The organism is Streptomyces sp. NPDC059649, assembly GCF_042734445.1.
Classification (GTDB): Bacteria; Actinomycetota; Actinomycetes; order Streptomycetales; family Streptomycetaceae; genus Streptomyces.
This window is the reverse complement of the sequence record NZ_JBHWDV010000003.1, coordinates 178,773-199,294: the sequence shown is the minus strand read 5'-3', so window position 1 is coordinate 199,294 and position 20,522 is coordinate 178,773. Positions and strand designations below refer to the sequence as shown.

18 protein-coding genes are annotated in these 20,522 nt (G+C 72.7%); 4 read left to right on the top strand and 14 right to left on the bottom strand.

Annotation, left to right across the window (positions count from 1 at the left end; translation table 11 throughout):
* Positions 1-15: 15 nt before the first annotated feature.
* Entirely contained in the window at positions 16-411 is a 396-nt protein-coding gene (locus ACFV1J_RS06730) for an SAV_915 family protein (RefSeq protein ID WP_385856161.1), read from the bottom strand.
* Positions 412-972: 561 nt separating this feature from the next.
* Between ACFV1J_RS06730 and ACFV1J_RS06725 the strand changes: the two genes are divergently transcribed.
* Entirely contained in the window at positions 973-1,950 is a 978-nt protein-coding gene (locus tag ACFV1J_RS06725) for a MerR family transcriptional regulator (protein ID WP_385856160.1), read from the top strand.
* Here ACFV1J_RS06725 and ACFV1J_RS06720 read toward each other — a convergent pair.
* The 3 genes from ACFV1J_RS06720 to ACFV1J_RS06710 form a co-directional block, all read right to left on the bottom strand.
* Complete coding sequence (locus tag ACFV1J_RS06720; protein WP_385856159.1) at positions 1,901-2,938, bottom strand: LysR substrate-binding domain-containing protein; 1,038 nt, start codon at positions 2,936-2,938, stop codon at positions 1,901-1,903. The genes ACFV1J_RS06725 and ACFV1J_RS06720 overlap by 50 nt on opposite strands.
* Before the next feature lie 282 nt (positions 2,939-3,220).
* Positions 3,221-3,721, bottom strand: coding sequence for a hypothetical protein (locus ACFV1J_RS06715; RefSeq protein WP_385856158.1), 501 nt, complete (start codon positions 3,719-3,721; stop codon positions 3,221-3,223).
* Positions 3,722-4,020: 299 nt separating this feature from the next.
* Complete coding sequence (locus tag ACFV1J_RS06710) at positions 4,021-5,718, bottom strand: MFS transporter (protein WP_385856157.1); 1,698 nt, start codon at positions 5,716-5,718, stop codon at positions 4,021-4,023.
* Positions 5,719-6,025: 307 nt separating this feature from the next.
* Between ACFV1J_RS06710 and ACFV1J_RS06705 the strand changes: the two genes are divergently transcribed.
* Entirely contained in the window at positions 6,026-7,057 is a 1,032-nt protein-coding gene (locus ACFV1J_RS06705) for an Lrp/AsnC family transcriptional regulator (RefSeq protein ID WP_385856156.1), read from the top strand.
* 20 nt (positions 7,058-7,077) lie between these two features.
* Positions 7,078-7,926: a rhomboid-like protein gene (locus ACFV1J_RS06700; RefSeq protein WP_385856155.1), complete on the top strand. Its 849-nt coding sequence runs from the start codon at positions 7,078-7,080 to the stop codon at positions 7,924-7,926.
* A 203-nt stretch (positions 7,927-8,129) separates the two neighbouring features.
* On the opposite strand, the gene ACFV1J_RS06695 is transcribed toward ACFV1J_RS06700, so the two are convergent.
* The 9 genes from ACFV1J_RS06695 to ACFV1J_RS06655 form a co-directional block, all read right to left on the bottom strand.
* Positions 8,130-8,960 (bottom strand): HAD family hydrolase, encoded by an 831-nt coding sequence (locus tag ACFV1J_RS06695; protein ID WP_385856153.1) that lies wholly within the window; start codon positions 8,958-8,960, stop codon positions 8,130-8,132.
* A complete protein-coding gene (serS, locus tag ACFV1J_RS06690) occupies positions 8,957-10,267 on the bottom strand; it encodes a serine--tRNA ligase (protein ID WP_385856152.1) in 1,311 nt (436 codons plus the stop codon). Before serS ends, ACFV1J_RS06695 begins: the two co-directional genes overlap by 4 nt.
* Positions 10,268-11,035: 768 nt before the next feature.
* Positions 11,036-11,962, bottom strand: coding sequence for a prephenate dehydratase (pheA, locus tag ACFV1J_RS06685; RefSeq protein WP_385856151.1), 927 nt, complete (start codon positions 11,960-11,962; stop codon positions 11,036-11,038).
* A gap of 138 nt (positions 11,963-12,100) precedes the next feature.
* The gene (gene efeB, locus ACFV1J_RS06680; RefSeq protein WP_385856150.1) at positions 12,101-13,420 is read right to left on the bottom strand and encodes an iron uptake transporter deferrochelatase/peroxidase subunit; all 1,320 of its coding nucleotides are present in this window, start codon (positions 13,418-13,420) and stop codon (positions 12,101-12,103) included.
* Positions 13,420-15,726: a copper resistance CopC/CopD family protein gene (locus tag ACFV1J_RS06675; RefSeq protein WP_385856149.1), complete on the bottom strand. Its 2,307-nt coding sequence runs from the start codon at positions 15,724-15,726 to the stop codon at positions 13,420-13,422. Before ACFV1J_RS06675 ends, efeB begins: the two co-directional genes overlap by 1 nt.
* Positions 15,727-15,785: 59 nt before the next feature.
* Positions 15,786-16,235, bottom strand: coding sequence for a copper chaperone PCu(A)C (locus tag ACFV1J_RS06670; RefSeq protein ID WP_385856148.1), 450 nt, complete (start codon positions 16,233-16,235; stop codon positions 15,786-15,788).
* Entirely contained in the window at positions 16,232-16,888 is a 657-nt protein-coding gene (locus tag ACFV1J_RS06665; RefSeq protein WP_385856147.1) for an SCO family protein, read from the bottom strand. The genes ACFV1J_RS06670 and ACFV1J_RS06665 overlap by 4 nt, the downstream gene beginning before the upstream one ends.
* 116 nt (positions 16,889-17,004) lie before the next feature.
* On the bottom strand, positions 17,005-17,763 hold the full coding sequence (locus ACFV1J_RS06660; RefSeq protein WP_385856426.1) for a YcnI family protein: 759 nt from the start codon (positions 17,761-17,763) through the stop codon (positions 17,005-17,007).
* A 155-nt stretch (positions 17,764-17,918) separates the two neighbouring features.
* On the bottom strand, positions 17,919-18,809 hold the full coding sequence (locus tag ACFV1J_RS06655) for a hypothetical protein (protein ID WP_385856146.1): 891 nt from the start codon (positions 18,807-18,809) through the stop codon (positions 17,919-17,921).
* Between the two features lie 247 nt (positions 18,810-19,056).
* On the opposite strand from ACFV1J_RS06655, the gene ACFV1J_RS06650 reads away from it, so the two are divergent.
* Positions 19,057-19,545, top strand: coding sequence for an ATP-binding protein (locus ACFV1J_RS06650; RefSeq protein ID WP_385856144.1), 489 nt, complete (start codon positions 19,057-19,059; stop codon positions 19,543-19,545).
* 89 nt (positions 19,546-19,634) lie between these two features.
* Here ACFV1J_RS06650 and ACFV1J_RS06645 read toward each other — a convergent pair whose 3' ends face one another.
* Complete coding sequence (locus ACFV1J_RS06645) at positions 19,635-20,504, bottom strand: helix-turn-helix transcriptional regulator (RefSeq protein ID WP_385856143.1); 870 nt, start codon at positions 20,502-20,504, stop codon at positions 19,635-19,637.
* Positions 20,505-20,522: the final 18 nt, after the last annotated feature.

The following is a 20,522-nucleotide window of genomic DNA, read 5'->3' as shown; positions in this document are numbered from 1 at the left end:
GGTGGTTCGCCCCTCTCAGACGGCCCGTAGGTGCGGCGTACGGGACGCCTGGGCCATGTGCGAGGTGCCCGCTGTCCGGGCCGCCTGGGGCACGCGTGGTGCTCCCGGGGCGCGGGTGGCGCGGGGGGCCTCCGGGGTGAGGCGGGGATCGACGGTCAGGACCGTCGCCCCCACGGGTTCGGCCAGCGCCCGCAGGGCCGGCTCGGAGAGCCTGACCCACGGCTGGCCGCCGCCGAGTGCCGCGGCGAGGCGTTGGGCCGACGTGAAGGCGACGGCGGTACGCCCGCCGAGCGGAGTACGGAACATGCGGGCCGTACAACCCGCGGGGCCCGACCGGACGGGGACGAACAGAGGCCCGGCCGGGACACGATCAGAGGGCTCGGGATCTTCCGCGTAGAGATGGTGGGACACGGCGTTGCTCCTCGAACAGGACATCGGCGGCCCCGGACCGGTGGACGACGATGCGTATGCCGGGGCTCGGCTCTGCCGACGCTATGCCCGGGGAACGGGCACCTCTGCCGGATGCTGACGCGTCATTGACGAGTTGTGGACCCTACTTGACGCGATGCTGCTGCCCGGTGGCCGATTGTGGGGCGGGAGTGACGGGGTGGATACGGCCGAACCGCAGCCGGGTCGTTGCGGGCCGGGCGCCGGGGCCCTCGGGCGGGACCGCCGGGGTCCCCCGGGCGGACCGCCGGGCGGCTCACCCCCGGCCCCTGTCGACCGTCGACCCTTCCGTACCCCATCGTGTGGACCAGCGGCCCTGGCCTTGACGTCGATCTTGACGTCGGTCGTGCACATGGGTCGTGACATCGGTCGTGACGTCGATCGTGACATCGTCCCGATCTTGAAACCGTGCGTGACCTGGTCCCCGTGCTTCATCTCGACACCGTGCGTGACCTGGTCCCCGTGCTTGATCTTGACACCGCGCTTGACCTTGACACTGTGGAAAGCACTCCACTGGAAGGCGTCATGTTCAGCATCGGAGATTTCGCCCAGTACGGACGCGTGTCGGCGCGCATGCTGCGCCACTACGACGCGATCGGGCTGCTCTGTCCGGCCCGTACCGACCCCGTCACCGGCTACCGCTACTACGAAGCGGCTCAGCTCGCCCGGCTCAACCGGATCATCGCGCTCAAGGACCTCGGATTCAGCCTCCAGCAGGTGGGGGCGATCCTGGCCGAAGAGGTGAGCGTGCCGGAACTGCGCGGCATGCTGCGGCTGCGCCGGGCGGAGCTGGAGGCGACGCTGACGGCGGCCGGCGAACGGCTGGCGCAGGTCGAGGCGAGGCTCCGTTCCATCGAGAGTGAGGGACACATGTCCGCCGACGATGTGGTGGTCAAGCCGACCGGGACGGTACTGCTCGCGGAGCTGAGCGGGATCGCCGCCAGTTACGGGCCGGAGGACATCGGCCCGGTGATCCAGCCGCTCTACGCGGAGCTGTGCGCGCGCCTGGAGGCGGCCGGCGTCACCCCGGCGGCCCCGGGCCTGGCGTATTACGAGGCCGCAGCCGGGGACTACGAGGCCGCAGCCGGGGACGACGGGGGCGTGGCGGTCGCGGCGGGGGCGCCGGCCGCAACGGGGAACGAGCCGGGCGCCGGTGCCGTCGTCGTGCACGCCGGGCTGACGGTCAGCGCTGAGGCGCTGGCCAGGGCCGGGGCGCGGTGCGGCGTGACGGGCGCCCCGGCCACCGGCACCCCCACCGCGACCGGCCTCGGCTTCGACGTGGTGGCGCTGCCCGGGCTGGAGTGCGCCGCCACGGTGGTGCACCGCGGGCCGATGAGCCGCATCCTGCCCACCGCGCAGAACCTGGCGCACTGGATCGACGCGAACGGCTACCGCTCCGCCGGGTACGCCCGCGAGCTCTACCTGGAGTGCCCGCCGGACCAGGAGAAGTGGGTCACGGAGATTCAGGAACCGGTGGTGCGGGCCGCCCCAGACACGCCGTGACGGTCTCCGCGAACGCCACCGCCGCCGGGCTCAGGGCGTCCCACTGACGCACCGCCCACCCCGTGTCGAGCGGCGGCAGCGCGGGGATGGGGACCAGCCGCAGGGACGGGTGGGCGGTGGCGCGCAGTCCCGGGGGCCGGGGGACGACCGCGGGGCCGACGCCGAGTTCGGCCAGCAGCAGGGCGGTGTCCCAGTCGGCGACGCTGGTGGTGCTCGGCGGCGGCACTGCGCCGGAGCCTTCCCCGTAAGGCGGCTCCCGGTGGCCGAGTTGACCGTCGCGCCGGTGGCCGGGTTGGCCGTCGCGTCGATGGTCGAACTGCCCGTCGAGCCGGTGGCCGAGGTGCCCGTCGAGTCGAAGGCCGAGGTGTCCGTCGAGCCGCATCCGGGAGGTGGAGTTCTCCGGCAGCCGTATGTGCCGAATGCCGGCCAGTTCCTCCGGCTCGATCCGCTCCCGGGCAGCGAGCGGATCATCACTGCGTACGGCGAGCACCCACGGCAGTCCGATCACCGGATGCTGCTCGACGCCGCGCACCGGTGGGCCGATGGTGATCCAGGCCAGTTCGGAGCCGCCGTCCGCCACCGCCTCGAAGCAGCGCCGGCTCGAACTCTCCGTCCGGAACTCCAGGTTGACGTTCGGATGGCGGGCGCGGAAGGCGACCACGGCCTCGGACATGAAGTGCCGTACGGTCGTCGCGCCGGTGGTGACCCGTACGGTGCCGCCGTCGCCCGCCCGCAGATCGCCGAGTTGTCGTAGCGCCAGGTCGAGTCCGCTCAGACCGTCCGCCGCGGCGCGCTGGAGGATCCGGCCGGCCTGGGTGGGGGCGACCCCGCGCGGCCGGCGTTCCAGGAGCGCGATGCCCGCCTCGCGTTCGAGGCGTTTGATGCGCTGGCTGACGGCCGACTGGGTACAGCCCAGGTCACGGGCGACGGCGCTGAGACTGCCCGCCTCGCAGACCGCCACGAAGGCGCGCAGATCATCGAGGGTCACCCGGGCACGGTACGCCGCGCCAGGCGCTCAACCCAAGTCGGAACTAAGGAGTTTGGTAGGAAGCTGGAGGATTGACTTGGGGGCGAGGGTGCCGCGAAGATCGTCCCGGGCCCGAGGGCGGCAACCCGGAACCGCGTACGGCTGGCCGGCATCCGTACGGTTCCGGGTGCCGACCCATCACCGCACCACCCCTCACCGCACCACCCCTCACCGCACCACCCAGCACCCGCCGCCGAGCACCCGCGACCCATCCCCACCGGGCAATGGCTGCCCGGAGACACGTCATCGCGCGGCGAACGACGACCGCAGCCGGCGGCCGTTGACGGTCAGTGCGACGCCCAGCAGGGCGATGCCGCAGACCCCCTGCTCGATCTTCAGCCACACCGGGAAGGCGCCGGGGATCGCGATGATCACCGCGATGGCCGCCAGCATGACGCCGGAGAGGATCCGCACCCGGCGGTACGCCGGACGGGAGCCCCGGGCCGCGCGAAGGGCGGCGACGAACATGAGTAGCGCGCTGGCGACCACGATGACGGTGCGCACCCAGACGGCGTCGGTCACCACCGCGCCGTCCTCGCGCAGGGCGACGACGGCCCCGAGGGTGAGGACGCTGAGGCCGAGATAGCCGCCGACGAGCAGCTTCGTGCGGCGGAGCGCCGCCAGGGTGCGGGGGGACCGCAGGGGTTCGCCTGAGGCGGTGGCGGTGGCACTGCCGGTGGCGGGGGCGGTGCCGGTCGCGGTGACAGAGGAGGGGGTCTCGGGGCGTAAATTCCGGGCGGCCATGGGTGTCGTCCTTTCGTTCCGTCGGCGGGCCTTCCGTCGGCGGGCCTTCCGTCGGTGGGCCGGTTCCAGGATCAGGCCCGCCCGGCGCCGATTCCTCGGCCGCGTGGACGAAACGAGGCGCTGCCGCTGTCCGGGCCCCATCCGGGCCACCCCGTAGTGGACCGGGACCGGAAACCCGGAAATCTCCCCCCGATCCGCCTCCTCCCGATCCGCCTCCTTGCCTCCTCCCGATCTGCCTCCTTGCCTCCTCCCGATCCGCCCCTACCGATCGATCCGCCGCCTATCGGTCCGCCCGCTACTTACCGATCCGCCGGTGCGGGCGCGCTGTCCCCCGCCGCCCGAGCCGCGCCCCCGCCGCCGGATGAGCCCCCGCCCCGAAGCTCGCACCCGTCCCCGTCCCCGTCCCGGGGCTCGCACTCGTCCCCGTCCCGAAGCTCGCACCCGGCCCCGTCACCGTCCACGCCGTCGCTCGCGCGCTGCTGACGTACGACCGCCAGCACCAACAGTCCTGCCGCCACCGCCACCAGCCCGGAGATCAGCATGATGTCCCTCAGTCCGGACAGATAGGCGGCGTTGACGGCCTGACGGGAGACGACGGCCGGGTGCGCGGCCGGTCCGCGTACGCCGTGCAGCGCGTCGGCAAAAACGGTGCCGAGGACCGCGATGCCCAGGGCATAGCCGAGCTGCCGGAAGGTGTTGACCGCGCCGCTCGCCATACCCGCGCGCCAGGGCGGTGCCGCGCCGAGCGCCGCCGAGACCAGCACCGGCATCGCCATCCCGATGCCCACCCCGCTCACCGCGAGGCCCGGCACCAGCGTCGCCCAGCCGGAGCCGGAGCCGGAGCCGGAGCCGGAGCCGGAGCCGAAGCCGAAAACGAAACTGGAGTCGGAGTCGGCACCGAGCAGGAGCCAGTGCAGCAGGGCACCCGCACCCGTCAGCAACAGGCCGAGACCGACCGGGAGTTGCGGTGCCAGTCGCTGCAGGTGCCGCCCGCCCAGTGCGCCCACCAGCAACGACATCACCGCCATCGGCGTCACCGCAAGACCCGCCCGTACCGGGCTCAGCCCGAGGACGTTCTGCACCCACAGCCCCACGAACGTCAGGTACGGGAACGCCGCCGCTTGCAACAGGAGCGCCGCCGCCAGCAGCGTCGCGAACGACGGCCGGCGCATCAGGCCCAGGTCGAGAAGGGGCCGGGCCGCCCGCCGTTCGATCACCAGGAACGCCGCCAGCGCCAGGGCCGCGACCGCCAGCGAGCCCAGCGTCCCGCCCTCCGACCAGCCGCGTTCCCCGCCGCGGATCACCCCGTACGTCAGCGCGCCCGCGCACACGGTGAAGGACGCCGCGCCCGGCCAGTCGATCCGGGCGACGGGTGTTCCCCCGGCCAAGACGGTTCGTGACCGGGGCAGTTCGCCGTACGACTCGGGGACCCGGCGCAGGGTGATCAGCACGGCGACCGCCGTCAGCGGCAGATTGACCAGGAAGATCGCCCGCCAGTCGACGTACTCGGTGAGCAGACCGCCCAGGACGGGGCCGATCGCGGCCGCGGCGCCGCTGGTGCCGCCCCAGACGCCGAACGCCACACCGCGGTCCCGCCCCTGGTACGAGGCCATCAACAGCGGGGTGTTGGTGGCGAACATCGCCGCCGCGCCCACGCCCTGGACGGCACGTGCCGCGATCAGCAGGCCCGGGCCCGGCGCCAGCCCGCAGGCCAGCGAGGCGAGCGCGAACACGGCCAGCCCCGCCACGTACAGCCGGCGCCGCCCGAAGAGGTCGGCCGCCGAGCCGGCGACCATCAGCAGCGCGGCCAGCGCCAGCGCGTAGATGTCCAGCACCCACTGGAGCGAGGTGAAGGAGGCGCCCAGGCCGTCGGCTATCCGGGGCAGCGCGGTGTTCACGATCGTCACGTCGACCAGCAGCAGGAAGTTGCCGAGGGTGATGGCGACCAGGGGCCACCACTTGCCGCGCCGGCCGGACCCCGGTGCGCCCTCAGGCACCGCACCGCCGGCAGGTCTCCTGCGGGATGCGCTGGGTGCGTGGTGCGTGCCTGGCTGCTCTGTGCGGGGTGCGTGGGGCCCGTGGGGTGCGTGGGGTGCGTTGTGCACGCCTGGCTGCCCCGTGCCGGGTCCGTGGGGTGCGCTGTGCATGACTGCTTGTCCTCTTTCCTCCGTCGCTTCCGGGTTGCGTCCCCACGGTTTTCCTCCGTGGCTTCGGGGTCGCGACCCCACGGTCGGGTCCGTCCCGGTCGGTCCTCCAGCCACCGCGCTCCCGGCGGCGCAATCCGACACGCGCTAGCCTCGGACGGTGAAAACCGACGGGAAGCCCGGCGCGGGTGGCGGCGGTTTCGATGCCCTCGACCGCCGGCTGGCCCATGCGCTGCAGCTCGACGGCCGCGCGCCGTTCAGCCGGATCGCGGAGGTGCTCGGAGTGTCCGACCAGACCGTCGCCCGGCGCTACGGGCGGCACCGCACCAGCGGTGCGCTCAGGGTGCTGGGACTGTCCGACGCGCGGGTGCTGGGCGAGGTCGAGTGGATGGTCCGGGTGCAGTGCGCGCCGGAGGCCGCGGTCACCGTCGCCGAGGCACTGGCCCGCCGCCCGGACACCTCGTGGATCAGCCTGATGTCCGGCGGCACCGAGATCACCGCGCTCTGCCGGGCGGCGAACAGCGACCACAGCGACGCACTGCTGCTGGAGAAGCTGCCGCGCACCCCGAGCGTGGTCGGCGTCACCGCACACTGCCTGCTGCACGAGTTCTGCGGCGGGCCGCAGGGTCTCATCAGCAAGTCCGGTGCGCTGACCGAGGAGGAGGCCGCCCAGTTCGGCCCGCCGCCCCCGGACGTCGATCCGGCGGCCGAGCCGGTGGTGCTCGGCGACGCCGACCGTCGGCTGTTGGCCGCCCTCGCCCGGGACGGCCGGGCGCCGCTGGCCGAACTCGCCGCCGTCACCGGCTGGTCACCCACCACCGTCCGTCGTCGGCTCGCCGAACTGCGCGCGACCGGAGCGCTGTATTACGACGTCGATTACGACCTGCGGCAGTTCGGGTACGGCGTGATGGTCGCCCTCTGGCTGTCCGTGGCCCCTGCCGAACTCGCCGCGGCCGGCGCCGTGTTGGCGGAACACCCGGAGGTCGCCTTCGCCGGCGCCACCACCGGCCCGAACAACCTCTTCGCGTCGGTGCTCTGCCGGGACGTCCGGGCGCTCTACACGTACCTGACGACCCGGGTCGCGGCACTGCCCGGCGTACGGACGATGGAGAGTGCGCCCCGCATCCGGCAGATCAAGGGGCCGGGCCCGCTGGTCGCCGGCTCGCCGGCCGCCCGGGGACGCCGCCGATGAGGACGCCGGCGAGGATCTTGATGGAGCCCCCGCGCGACCCCTGGGCGCGCCCCGCGGGCAACCCCGTGACCTGGGTGAAGAACTGGGTCCGGTCGTCGCCCGGCACCCACATCTGGCTGTTGATCATCGGTGTGACCAGCCTCGTGATCGCCTCCGCCTCGGAGGGGCTGGGCCAGTTCCTCGTCCACCGCACCAGCAGCAACATCCATGAACTCAACGAACATCCGCTGCCCTCGCTGCTGATCAGCGGCTTCTGGATCGAGAACCCGGGGTCGTTCCTGCTGTACGTCGTGATGTTCGAGCTGGTGCACGCCAACGTGGAGCGCTGGACGGGCAGTTGGCGCTGGCTGCTGACCGTCGGCGGGGCACATGTCGCCGCGACCCTGGCCAGCCAGGAACTCGTCCTGCTGGCCATCGAGGGACACCAGCTGCCGCGCTCGATGACGCACGTCGTCGACATCGGCGTCTCGTACGGCCTGGCAGCCGCCGCCGGTGCGTTGACGTACCGCCTGCGGTCCCCCTGGCGCTACGGCTATCTCGTCGGCGTCCTGGCCTTCTTCGCCATCCCCCTGACCACCGGCGCCACCTTCACCGACTTCGGCCACGCCATCGCCCTGACCATGGGCTTCGCGGCCTGGCCACTGACCCCGGCGGCGAGGCTTTCGGCGGAGGAGGAGGGTGAGGGGGAAGAGGCAGCCGACGAGAGGAAGGCGGGGGGAGCGGGGCGCACGGGGCGCGCCGGGGGAGTGGGGCGAGGGGGAGGAGCCGGGGAAGCGGGAGAAGCGCGAGGAGCCGAGGAAGTGGGAGGAGCAGCGGAAGTCAGGGAAGTGGGGGAAGTGGGGGAAGACGAGGGCGGCGGCGGGCGTTAAGGGTTCAAGGGGCCTTCGGAACCCCTACGGGTAGGCCGAACAGATCCCGTAGGGGACGCGAGCGCCCCCTCGGGGCCTCAACGCCGGCGCAGAGAACGGTATTCCGGGCGCCAGCCCAGCCCCCACCCCACCTCAGCCCCCACCTCAGTCCCCGCCCACCTCAGACCAGCCCCCACCCCACGGTCAGACCAGGCCCCAGCCCCCTACACCCCGTACATCCGCTCCAGTACCACCGCGATGCCGTCGTCCTCGTGGGAGGCGGTCACCTCGTCGGCGACCGCCATCAGTTCGGGGTGGGCGTTGGCCATGGCCACGCCGTGGGCGGCCCAGGCGAACATCGGGACGTCGTTGGGCATATCGCCGAACGCCAGCGTCTCCTTGGCGGTGAGGCCCAGGCGGCGGGCGGCCAGGGACAGCCCGGTGGCCTTGGTCAGGCCCAGCGGCAGCAGTTCGACGATGCCGGGGCCGGCCACCATGATGCCGACCAGGTCACCGGCGACCTGGCGGGCGGCCGCCGCCAGTGCGTCGTCGTCCAGCGTCGGGTGCTGGAGGTAGACCTTGTTGATCGGGGCCGCCCAGAGGTCGTCGGGATCGTCGATCAGGACGTTCGGCAGCGGGCCCTCGTGGACGCGGTAGCCGGGGCCGACCAGCACCTCGCCCTCCAGGCCGTCCCGGCTCGCCGCCAGGAGCAGCGGGCCGACCTCGGCCTCGATCTTGGACAGCGCGAGACCGGCCAGCTGGCGGTCGAGCGTCACCGAGGTCAGCAGCCGGTGCTCACCCGCGTGGTAGACCTGCCCGCCCTGGCCGCACACCGCGAGCCCGTCGTAGTCCAGGGCGTCGAGGATGTGCCGGGTCCAGGGCACGGCTCGGCCGGTGACGACGATGTGCGCCGCGCCCGCCGCGGTGGCCGCGGCGAGCGCCTGGCGGGTGCGCTCCGAGACGGTCTCGTCCGGGCGCAGCAGCGTCCCGTCGAGGTCCGTCGCGATGAGCTTGTACGGCAGCGGCGGGGCGTCCGCCGGAGCTGATCGGCTCACTTGGCGCCGGACTCCTGGCGCGCCGTGACGGGCTCCAGCACGGTGCGGCCGCCGAGGTAGGGGCGCAGCACCTCGGGGACGCGGACCGAGCCGTCCGCCTGCTGGTGGTTCTCGAAGATCGCCACGATGGTGCGCGGGACGGCGCAGAGCGTGCCGTTGAGCGTGGCCAGCGGGCGGACCTTCTGCTTGCCGTCGGCGTTCTCGCGCATACGGACGGAGAGCCGGCGGGCCTGGAACTCGTCGCAGTTGGAGGCCGAGGTCAGCTCGCGGTACTTGCCCTGGGTCGGGATCCACGCCTCGCAGTCGAACTTGCGGGAGGCCGAGGCGCCCAGGTCACCGGTGGCGACGTCGATCACCTGGAACGGCAGCTCCAGGCTGTTCAGCCACTGCTTCTCCCACTCCAGCAGGCGCTGGTGCTCGGCCTGCGCGTCCTCCGGCGCGACGTAGGAGAACATCTCCACCTTGTCGAACTGGTGGACCCGGAAGATGCCGCGGGTGTCCTTGCCGTACGTGCCGGCCTCGCGGCGGAAGCACGGCGAGAAGCCGGCGTAGCGCAGCGGCAGCTGGCCGGCGTCGAGGATCTCGTCCATGTGGTACGCGGCGAGCGGGACCTCGGAGGTGCCGACGAGGTAGAAGTCGTCCTTTTCGAGGTGGTAGACGTTCTCGGCGGCCTGGCCGAGGAAGCCGGTGCCCTCCATGGCGTGCGGGCGGACCAGCGCCGGGGTCAGCATCGGTACGAAGCCGGCCTCGGTGGCCTGTGCGATGGCGGCGTTGACCAGCGCGAGCTCCAGCAGCGCGCCGATGCCCGTCAGGTAGTAGAAGCGCGAGCCGGAGACCTTGGCGGCCCGCTCGACGTCGATGGCGCCGAGTGCCTGGCCGATCTCCAGGTGGTCCTTGGGCTCGAAGCCCTCGGCGGCGAAGTCGCGGATGGTGCCGTGCGTCTCCAGGACCGTGAAGTCCTCCTCGCCGCCCACGGGGACGTCGGGGTGGACGAGGTTGCCGAGCTTGAGCAGCAGCTGCTGGGTCTCTTCCTTGGCCTCGTCCTGCGCGGCGTCGGCGGCCTTGACGGCGGCGGACAGCTCGCCGGCCTTCTTCAGCAGCGCGGCCTTCTCGTCGCCGGTGGCCTTGGGGATGAGCTTGCCGAGCACCTTCTGCTCGGAGCGCAGCTCGTCGAAGCGGACGCTGGACGACCTGCGCCGCTCGTCGGCGGAGAGAAGTGCGTCGACGAGCGCGACGTCCTCTCCACGGGCGCGCTGGGACGCGCGCACACGGTCGGGGTCCTCACGGAGCAGGCGAAGGTCAATCACACCACCAGGCTACCGGGGTCGCGCCCCGCGCTTCGACGCGATATTCCCCGGCATTGCAATTTGTCCGGTTTGCGGGGTTTATTCCGTTGGTGGGGTGCGGGAAATCCGGCGGGGAATTCCTGCTCATTCTCGCCCCTCGCGCGGGTGTCGTGATCTTCTGGAGGGGAGCGCGGGAGTCATCCGTTATGCGGGTGTTCGTGGCGTCCGCGGGCCGTGATCCACTAGGTGGTGGCGGGGAGTTGAGGCGGCCTTGGTGCGCCTCGGGCGGCGAAGTTGTCCACAGGGGAGAGGGATTCCCGGGTTTTTATCCACAGGCTGTGCGTGGGATCTGTGGAAGTCGGTGGCGATCATTCCGTTTCCGAAATGCTCGGCTATGGATTCTCTGTCCAAACCCCGTTCACGCACTCTTTCGTGTGGGATTGCCTCGCTCTAAAGGATGGACCGCAGGAATTATGCTGACGGGTCCGAGGTGGGGTGCTGTGGACTGATGTGGGGTCGGTAGGGCGATTTGTCGACTGTGTCCGACTGGCATGTCGACTTACCCACAGGTCGAGAACCGTGCCTGTGGATAACTTTGTGGACAACCCACAGCCCCTCAAGCCGCAGGTCGTGGGGCACCTTTTCAGCCACCGGGCGCACCACCCGCACCGCCACCACGAACCACTCGCATCACCGTGACGAGCCACTCGCACCACCGTGCCGCGCCACCCGCGCCACCGTGACGTGCCCGCCCGCCCCCGCCCGTCCCCGTCACGGGCCGCCGGGAGCTCAGCCCCGCCCGTCCAGGCAGCGCGCGAGCCAGTCCGCGGCCTCGGTGAACGCCGAGTCGGTCATCTGCCGCCGCACGCTCGGCGTCGTCTCGTCCGCCCGCGGATACGAACCGAGGAACCGCACCTCCCGGCAGACCCGCTTGAGGCCCATCAGGACCTCGCTGACCCGGCGGTCGGTGATGTGCCCCTCGCAGTCCACCGAGAAGCAGTAGCGCCCGATCCCCTCGCCGGTCGGCCGGGACTCGATGCGCATCATGCTGACGCCGCGCACCGCGTACTCCTGGAGCAGTTCCAGCAGCGCACCGGGGTGGTCCTCGGCCAGCCACAGCACCACCGACGTCTTGTCCGCGCCGGTGGGCGACGCCGGCCGGGCCGGGCGGCCCACCAGCACGAAGCGGGTGGCCGCGTTCTGCGCGTCGTGGATGTCGGTGACCAGCGGCGTCAGGCCGTACGTCGCGGCCGCGAACTCACCGGCGAACGCACCGTCGTAGCGGCCCTCCTGCACCAGCCGCGCCCCGTCCGCGTTCGAGGCCGCCGACTCCCATACGGCCTCCGGGAGTTGGGCCGCCAGCCACTTGCGGACCTGCGGCTGGGCGACCGGATGCCCGGTCACCGTCTTGACCCCGTCGAGCGTCGTTCCGGGGCGCACCAGCAGCGCGAAAGCGATCGGCAGCAGCACCTCGCGGTAGATCATCAGCGGTTCGCCGGAGGCCAGTTCGTCGAGGGTCGTGGTCACCCCGCCCTCGACGGAGTTCTCGATCGGCACCAGGGCGGCCGCCGCCTCCCCCGCCCGCACCGCGTCCAGGGCGGCCGGCACCGACACCATCGGCACCAGCTCGCGCGTCGCCGCCTCGGGCAGGCTGCGCAGCGCGGCCTCGGTGAACGTGCCCGCGGGGCCGAGATACGTATAGCGGCTGGCCGACATCCTTGAGGACTCCCTCGCGTGACTGCGGGGGCACCCCGCCGATCGTCTCCCTGTCCTGCCACGATACCGAGCCGTTCCGGCCGCCGGACCGGGCTTCCGCAGGCCGGACAGCGCGGCCCGGCCACCCGCCGGGGGACCTCAGCCCTCCAGCAGCGGCTGCCCCACGTACCCGCCCGGCTCCGCGGCCGGCGGCACCGCGTACAAGCCGCTCGCCTCGTGCCGCAGGAACGGCGAGAGCGCGTCCCCGCGGTCCAGCTTCCGCTGGACCTGGGTGAAGGCCCGCAGCGGATCGGCCTGCCAGCAGATGAACAGCAGCCCGGCGTCCGGCGCACCGTCCTCCCGGAAGCCGTCGTGGTACGAGAACGGGCGGCGCAGCATCGCCGCGCCCTGGTTGGACTCCGGCGCCGCGACCCGGGCGTGCGCGTTGGCCGGGATGACCGGCAGCCCGTCCGGTCCGGTGGCGTCCAGCTTCATGGGCGTGGTCTCGGAACCGCCGGTCAGCGGCGCCCCGTTGTCCTTGCGACGCCCGATGACCCGCTCCTGCTCGTGCCGGGAGCGCTTCTCCCAGTCGTCCAGCAGCATCCGGATCCGGCGGACGACGGCGTACGAACCGCCGCGCATCCACTGCTGCTCGGCGTCCCGCCCGACGAAGATCCGCTCGTCGAAGTCCGGGTCGGTCGGCTTGGGGTTGTTGGTGCCGTCGACCTGGCCCATCAGGTTGCGGGCGGTCATCGGGTGCGCGGTGGCGCCCGGGGAGCGGTGGAAGCCGTTCATCTGCCAGCGCAGCCGGGCGGTGCCGGCGGCGTCCTTCTGCAGCGCCCGCAGCGCGTGGAAGGCGACCAGCGCGTCATCGGCACCGATCTGGATCCACAGGTCGCCGTTGCTGCGCTTCGGGTCCAGCGCGTCGGCGGAGAAGTCCGGCAGCGGGTCGAGCTGCACGGGGCGGTGCTTCGTCAGGCCCGTACGGTCGAAGAAGCTGTGGCCGAGGCCGAAGGTGACGGTCAGCGAGGACGGGCCGGCGTCCAGCGCGACACCGGTGTCGGCGTCCGGCGCCCGGCCGGCCATCAGCTGCTCGGCCGTCCGCGACCAGCGGCGCAGCAGCGCGGCGGCGGCCTTGCGGTCGCTGCCCGGTGCCAGGTCGAAGGCGACGAGGTGCCCGCTGGCCTGCAGCGGGGTGGTGATCCCGGCCTGCTGCTTGGCGCGGCCGTCCCGGAACGGCACCTCGGTGGAGCCGAGGGAGCTCAGGGCCGTGGCGGGCCGGTCGTCCGGTGCGGCGGCCGTCCCCAGGGCGCCGCCGGCGCCGCCGACGACCAGCCCCGTGGCACCCGCCGCGCCGACGGTGCCGAGCAGCCGGCGGCGGGAGAGCGTCAGGGCGGGCCGTGGGCCGGCCGGCTCGGGCGCCGGGGCCTGCGGTTCGGGGGCCTGGGGTTCGGGGGCCTGCGCGGTTCGCTTGCTCATCAGCCGATCTTCACGTTCCTGAACTCGGTCACCTGGTCGATGTCGGAGGTCCGTACGAGCAGCGAGAGCTGCCACCGTCCCGGAACCGGCAGCAGGACACCGCTGGCGCGCCAGTGTCCCTTGCCAGTGTGCCGGGGCACCACCGTCAGCGGTCCGAGCTTCTTGGCCTTGAGGGTGAACTCGATCTTCACCTCGGGGACGTCCTTGGCCCGGCCCTTCGGGTCGGAGATCCGCAGCCGCAGGTCGTTGGCGTTGCCGCTGCGGCCGGGGTCGAGGTCGATGCGGGCGGTGCCCTTGCCGCCCGGTCCGCCGGTGTCGAACGGCACGGTGAGGACCCGCGGCTGGTTGTCCGCGGCCGACCGCCCGCCCGACGCGGCCTTGACCGCCTCCTCGGTACGGGCCGGCTCGGTGGCGGTGAGCACCGTCGTCACCACCAGCAGGACCACCGCGACCGACGCCTCGGCCAGTACGGACCGGCGCAGCCCCAGCCGCTCGGGATCGGCGTCGCGCAGCCGCTTGGTACGAGCGGTACGCAACGCGGCCTGCTGCCGGGCGAGTTGGGCGGCGCGGGCGGGGTCGGCTGGCTCCGCCGCGGACGCGGCTGTCGATCCGGCCGCCGATCCGGCTGTCGATCGGGCTGCGGGTCCGGCCGCCGGTTCTCCCGCCGGTCCTCCGGCCGGTCCGGTCGCCGGCTCCTCGCCGTGCGTGGCGGACTTCTCGGCGGTGCCGGCCGCCGGCACGGGCACGGTCTCCTCGGAGCGCTCCTCGGCCTCCTCGTGGTCCGGGGCCGCATCCGCCGCTTCCGCAACCGGCGCTTCCGCAGCCCCTGCTTCCGCTTCCGCTTCCGCGTCCGCCGCTTCCGGTTCGGCCGCCCGTACCTCCGTCAGCCGCGCCGTCCAGCGCCGCGAGAGCCAGGCGATGCCGACGAGCACCACCACCAGGCCCACCTTGAGCAGCAGCAGCCGCCCGTAGGTGGTGCCGGTCAGTGCGGTCCAGGTGCCGACCTGCCGCCAGGACTGGTAGACACCGGTGGCCACCAGCACCAGGACGGAGCCGAACGCGATCCGCGAGAAGCGGTGGACGGCGGTCCGTTCGACCGGCGGGCCCCAGTACAGGGACACCACCAGCGCCGCCAGCCCGCCGAGCCAGGTGGCGACGGCGAGCAGATGCAGGACGTCGACCGGCATCGCGATCGCGGGCTGCAGCCCGGTCGAGGCGTGTTCGGCCATCGCCCAGGTCGCCGCGAGACCGGCGGCGACGATCACCCCGCCGATGCCGAGCCCGAACGTCAGGTCCTTGCGCCGCCGTGCCTCCTCGGCGGGATCCCCGGGGCCGTCCTCGGCGGCCCGGCCGGCGTCGTCCCCGCCGGTCCCGCCCTCGGCGGCCCGGCCGGCGTCGTCCCCGTCGGTCCCGTCCTCGGTGGCCCGCCCCGCGTCGTCCCCGTCGTTCCGGCCGCCGTCGTCGTCCCCGGCGCCCGCCTCCGCAGCTCCACCCGGCCCCTGTGCCCGCGCGTACGCCCCGAAGAGCACCGCCACGAACAGTGCCGCCGCGGCGAGCAGCAGCAGACGGGAGACCAGCGCCGCGCCCGGCTTGGTGAGCAGTACCTGCTGCAGCCCGCCGAGGTCGAGGACGTCGGCGAGATCGCCGGAGCCGGTGTAGGGGGCGCGCAGCAGCAGCATCGCCAGGGTGGTGCCGGTCAGCACCGCCCACCCCTGGACGACCAGGCGCTGGACGGACCGTACCCGGGCGGCGGCCGGCCGGCAGGCCACCACGAAGGCGGCGCCGCCGGCGAGCAGGACGAAGCCCGCGTACGCCAGCGCACGGGCGATGCCGTAGAGCGCCCCCACGATGCCGCCGCCGGCTTCCTGCTGGGGCACCGGTGCGGTGGTCTTCGAGGGCGCACCGATCGAGAAGGTGAAGGCGCCGGACACCGGGTGGCTGTCGGCGGAGACCGCCTGCCAGGCGACGGTGTACGTGCCGTCGCCGAGGCCCGGCGGCAGCCCCGTGCCGTATTTGACGGTGCTGCCGCTGCACAGGTTGCGCAGTGTGCCGCGGTCCACCCGCTTGCCCCGCGGGTCCAGGACCCGGATGGAGTCGTCGCCCATCGCGACGCCCTCGGAGAAGGTGAGTGTCACCTGCTCGGGTGCCTGGTCCACCACCGAGCCCTGTGCGGGGGTGCTGCCGGTCAGCGCGGCGTGCGCGGACGCCGGGGCGGCGCCGCCGAACAGCGCGCCGGCCAGCGCCACCGCGACGAGCAGCACCCGCAGTACCGCGGACCGCCGCGGCCGTGGCCCGGTGATGACCATAGTGATCGCTCCCTCAACTGCCGTGTGAGTGCGGTTGCCGTGACGTACCGTGCCGCCCGTTACTTCTTCGGCTGGTAGTTGGCGGCCCTGACCGGGATGCTCACCGTGACGGGCTCGGCATGGGCGAACCGCAGCTGGACGGTGATCACGTCGCCCTTGGTCGGCTTGTACTTGAGGCCCATGAACATCAGGTGGTTGCCGCCGCGGCTGAGCTTCAGCTCGCCGTTCGCCGGGACCGGCAGCGAGTCGGCCTGCTCCATCTTCGTGCCGGACGTCTTGTGGAGGGTGATGTCCTTGGCGAAGTCGCTGGTGACCGAGGTGATCTTGTCGGCGGTGCCGCCGTTGTTCTTGACGGTGAAGAACGCGCCGGCCATGTCATCGGTGACCGGCTGCGGCATGTACGCGCCGTCGACCGTGAACTGCGGGGCGCTCTCCCCGGTGCCGCATCCCGCCAGGGCGAGTCCGGCGGTGAGGGCGAGGGCGGCGGCGAGGGTGGTGCGGCGGTTCACGGGTTCTGTCCCTTGATGATCTTCGGAAGTGCGGTGGTGTAGTTGTCGGAGGTCGCCTCCTGCATGCCCAGCCAGTGGATCTTGTCGTCCTTGGGGGAGCTCAGCAGGACCTGCGCGCCGTGGGTGGAGACCACATCGCCGTTCTTCTTCTTGACCGGCTTCTCGATGCCGATGTTGACGCTGCGGGCGCCCGCCTGGATGGTGTCGAAGCGGCCCGTCAGACCGATGAAGTCCTTGTTGATGCCGCCGAGCCACTTCTTGAGGGCGGCCGGGGTGTCGCGCTCCGGGTCGGAGGTGACGAAGACGACCCGCAGGTCCTTCTGCTCGGCCTTCGGCAGCTGCTTCACCGCGACGGCGATGTTGGCCATGGTCAGCGGGCAGACGTCCGGGCAGTGGGTGTAGCCGAAGTAGATCAGCGTCGGGTGGCCCTTGGTCTTCTCCAGCAGGTCGTACTTGGCGCCCTGGGAGTCGGTCAGTACCAGGTCCGGCTTCTCCATCGGACTGTCGAGCGTGACGAGGGGCTTGGCGGCGGTGCCCCCGGAGACCTCGGCGACCGGCTTGTCGCGGTCGCCGTCGCCGTCCTGGCCGCAGGCGGTCAGGCCGAGCGCGGTGACCGCCGCGACGGCGGAGGCGAGCAGGGCCCTTCGACGCATTGCGCTGTGCATGGCAGATGTATCCCGTTTGTGTGGTGTGGTCCGGCGCCCCGCTCACGGGGAGCGGGGCGCGGGGCCGGCGGCGCGGTGCGGCGCCGCCGGGCCCGTACTGGCGATCAGGCGTTGCGCCGCCGGCCGGCGAACACGCCGAAACCGACGCCGATGATGCCGACGACGATGCCGACGGCGCCCAGCAGGCGGGCCGTGTTGTCGCTGGTGTCGGCGGCCGCGGCGGTCTTCTCCTCGCCGCCCTTGTCGCTGCTCGCGGCGTCGGCGGCCGCGCCGTGCGCATCGCCCTCGGCCGCGGTGAGCTTGAGCACCGGCGCCGGGTTCTCCGGCTCCGGGCCGCCCTCCTTCGTCGGCTCGATCCAGCGCACGACCTGCTTGTTGTCGTACGTCTGGAGGGCCTTGAAGACGAGCTGGTCGGCGTCCTTGGGCAGCTGGCCGACGGAGAGCGGGAACTGCTGGAACTGGCCCGGCTCGACGCCCTTGCCGTCCGCGGTCCAGGTGACCTTCGAGGGCGCCTCGGTGATCCTCTCGCCCTCCATCTCGATCGGCTTGGCGAGCTTGGTCTTGGTGACCGACACCTTCCATCCGGGCACCGGCTGCGGCATGACGGACGCCAGCGGGTGGTCGGTCGGCAGGGTCACCTCGAGCTTCACCGTCGAGGCGTTGTCCCGCTCGTTGGGCACCTTGAAGTTGACGGTGGCGAAGCCGCCCTTGGGCGCCTCGCCCGGCTGCACGCTGACGTGCGCGAAGGCCGGCCCGGCGAGCAGCAGCACACTGCCGGCCGCGATCCCGCCCACGAGAGGCAGTCGGGTCTTGATAGATCCGGCAATTCCGGACGATTTTGACGTTCCGGAAGCCTCGGACATCGTGGGCTTGCTGGGCTCGCTGGGCATGGTCGACGCGTTCGGCATGGAAAGCACTCCACAGGAAGGAGAGAGATACGGGTGACGGTGATCGGTGGCACGCCCACGGCGACGCCGCGCGAGCCCGCACCCCCTGTGGGAACGTGCGTCGCGGGACGTCAGGCCGCGAGGGCCAGGGCGGTCACGGCAGGCGGCCCTCGCCGGATCACACTGTGGTGGAGCGCGGCGCCCTGCGGGCCGGGTTTGTCATCCCCGTACGAAACGAGGGCGCGCAGCAGTGCCTCGTGCGCCGCGCCGAGGCCCGTGAGCAGGGCGCGGACGAGCGTGAGCGCCCCGCGCACCGCACCGAACAGGGCCCGGACGGTCAGCTCGTACGCCGCCGGGGCCGACATCCGGACCAGCCGCCACAGCGCCGCCTCGCCCCGCCGCAGCAGCCAGCCGACCGCGAGCGCGGCCAGCAGGTGCCCCAGCAGCATGGGCAGCGACGGCAGCAGACCGTGCGCCACTGCCGGGCCGGCGGCGGCGCCACCGGTCGTCGCCGGTCCGCCGTGCGCGGTCAGACCGGCCACGGAGGCCATGTCGTAGCCGCCCCCGTCGAGGAGCCGCCGCGCCCGCGCACCGTCCAGCCGGCCGGTACCGAGCCCGCACATCAGGTGCCGGGCCAGGTCGACGGCCGTCGCGTCGGACAGCGCGCCGTGGCCCCCGGAGCCCATCGCCATACCGGCCATCGGCATCCGCTGCTGCGCCATCCGCTCGGCGGTCGTCAGACCGCACACCTGGCCCCAGACGAACAGCGAGTGCAACGCCAACTGGCCCACCGCGAGCCCCGCGGCGATGCCCGGCAGCGACCGTTCCCGGCCGGCCAGCGGCGCCGCGACCGCGAACACCACGGCGGCCGCGACCCCCAGCGTCCACAGCGGAACGGCCGCGCAGGAAGCGATCATGTGCCCGGCCGCGGACAGCGCGACACAGACCGCGGTGAACACCGCGGCCCTCAGCAGCCGCAGGTCCGCGGCCGCGCGCGCTGGGGAGGCGGGCGGGGCAATCATGGCCGCGCCATCATCCCACTGCCCCCGCCCGCGGCCTACGGCAGGTCGGGGCGAGGGGGCGCCTCCGGGGGGCGTCCAGGGCGTCCGGCGGGGCGCGCGGAGGCGCGGGCGCGGCGCTGCGTCTACACCGATGCGCTCACTCTTCGCATCCGCCGAATGAGCGGTATCACGTCCCGGACATGCTTACGGACCTTGGGGCTCGGCAATACGTATCGATATGTCGAGCCGCGGCCAGGAGGCTGGAGCGATGAGCATCTGGTGGTCACTCCATTTGCGGCGCGAGGCTGCGAGCGTGCCGCTCGCCCGGCGTCTGCTGCTGGGCACGATGGAAACGGCGGGCGTCGACCCGGACATCTGTTACGACCTGTCGGTCGCGCTCTCCGAGGCCTGCGCCAACGCCGTTGAGCACGGCGGCGACGGAGCCACCGAGGACTACCGCGTGACGGTCTACATCAACGGCGACACCTGCCGCATCGAGGTCACCGACTCGGGCCCCGGCTTCCGCGGCGCCCCCTCGGCCCCGCCCCATAGCCCCGCGGACCGCCCCCTGCCGGCCCCCGTCCCCGCCCCCGCCCAGGCCCCCGCATACGCGGAGGACGGCCGGGGGCTCTTTCTGATCGAGGCCCTCACCGACCACGTCCGCTACCGCAACCGCACCGGCCGCCCGGGCGCGGTGGTCAGCTTCGACAAGATCCTGAAGTGGCGCGAGGGGGCCGCCCTCCCCATGGCTTCGTAAGGGGAGCAAGGCAAGATACGGGCTCTGACCTGCGGAAACGGTCAACCCCGCGAGATGCCGGCATGGGTGCAGACTCCCCGCATGGCTGTTCAGCCGACCGGAGTCCTTTCCCCGGCCCAGGCAGCCAGCAGCCGCAGCGCGGTGTGCGAGGGCGAGCCTTCCTCCACGGTGTGGGCGATCAGGGCCTGGTCCGGGTCGTCCGGCAGACGTAGCGTCTCGAAGCGGAGGTCCAACTCGCCCACTATGGGGTGCCGGTAGACGTAGCGGCCGTGGGTCTTGTCCTTGAGGCGGTGCTCCGCCCAGACCTCCTGGAACACCGGGCTGGCGGTGGTGAGTTCGTCGAGCAGCTCCGCCGTGTGCGGATCGTCTGGGTGGCGTGCGGCGTCGAGACGGAGGTAAGCGGCCACGTCACTGGCCTTGCCGCGCCAGTCGGCGTACAGATCGCGCATCCCCTCGTCGAGGAAGACCAGGCGGGCCAGGTTCCGCTGCCGGGGAGGAAGCGCGCCGAAGTCGGTGATCAGGGCTGCTGCGAGGCGGTTCCAGGCCAGGACGTCGGTGTTGCGGCCGACGATGTAGGCCGGGACGTCAGGTGTCGAGTCCAGGAGCCGGCGCAGGCCCGGCCGTACGTGCTGCGGGCGGGGTTCGCCGTCCCCGGGCTCCGGTTCCGACCGGGGTACGGGGCGTGCCAGCCGGTACAGGTGCTCGCGCTCCACCGCGTCCAGGCGCAGGGCGCGGGCGACCGCGTCCAGCACCTCCTCGGAGAAGTGCAGGGTGCGGCCCTGTTCCAGCCGGACGTAGTGATCCACGCTCACCCCGGCCAGCTGGGCCAGTTCCTCCCGGCGCAGCCCGGGCACCCGGCGGCGGCTCCCGTAGTCCGGCAGCCCCAGTTCCTCGGGCCGCAGCCGTGCCCGGCGGGAGCGGAGAAACTCGCCCAGTTCTGTACGTCGGTCCAGTGCCATGCGGCCAGTATTCACGGC

Excerpts from the sequence above, each read along its gene's own strand:
- ACFV1J_RS06645 (WP_385856143.1), bottom strand. The coding sequence starts at position 20,504 with ATGGCACTGGACCGACGTACAGAACTGGGCGAGTTTCTCCGCTCCCGC.
- ACFV1J_RS06675 (WP_385856149.1), bottom strand. The coding sequence starts at position 15,726 with ATGGTCATCACCGGGCCACGGCCGCGGCGGTCCGCGGTACTGCGGGTG.
- ACFV1J_RS06665 (WP_385856147.1), bottom strand. The coding sequence starts at position 16,888 with ATGCGTCGAAGGGCCCTGCTCGCCTCCGCCGTCGCGGCGGTCACCGCG.
- ACFV1J_RS06700 (WP_385856155.1), top strand. The coding sequence starts at position 7,078 with ATGGAGCCCCCGCGCGACCCCTGGGCGCGCCCCGCGGGCAACCCCGTG.
- efeB (WP_385856150.1), bottom strand. The coding sequence starts at position 13,420 with ATGAGCAAGCGAACCGCGCAGGCCCCCGAACCCCAGGCCCCCGAACCG.
- ACFV1J_RS06660 (WP_385856426.1), bottom strand. The coding sequence starts at position 17,763 with ATGTCCGAGGCTTCCGGAACGTCAAAATCGTCCGGAATTGCCGGATCT.
- ACFV1J_RS06655 (WP_385856146.1), bottom strand. The coding sequence starts at position 18,809 with ATGATTGCCCCGCCCGCCTCCCCAGCGCGCGCGGCCGCGGACCTGCGG.
- ACFV1J_RS06715 (WP_385856158.1), bottom strand. The coding sequence starts at position 3,721 with ATGGCCGCCCGGAATTTACGCCCCGAGACCCCCTCCTCTGTCACCGCG.
- pheA (WP_385856151.1), bottom strand. The coding sequence starts at position 11,962 with ATGTCGGCCAGCCGCTATACGTATCTCGGCCCCGCGGGCACGTTCACC.
- ACFV1J_RS06725 (WP_385856160.1), top strand. The coding sequence starts at position 973 with ATGTTCAGCATCGGAGATTTCGCCCAGTACGGACGCGTGTCGGCGCGC.
- ACFV1J_RS06650 (WP_385856144.1), top strand. The coding sequence starts at position 19,057 with ATGAGCATCTGGTGGTCACTCCATTTGCGGCGCGAGGCTGCGAGCGTG.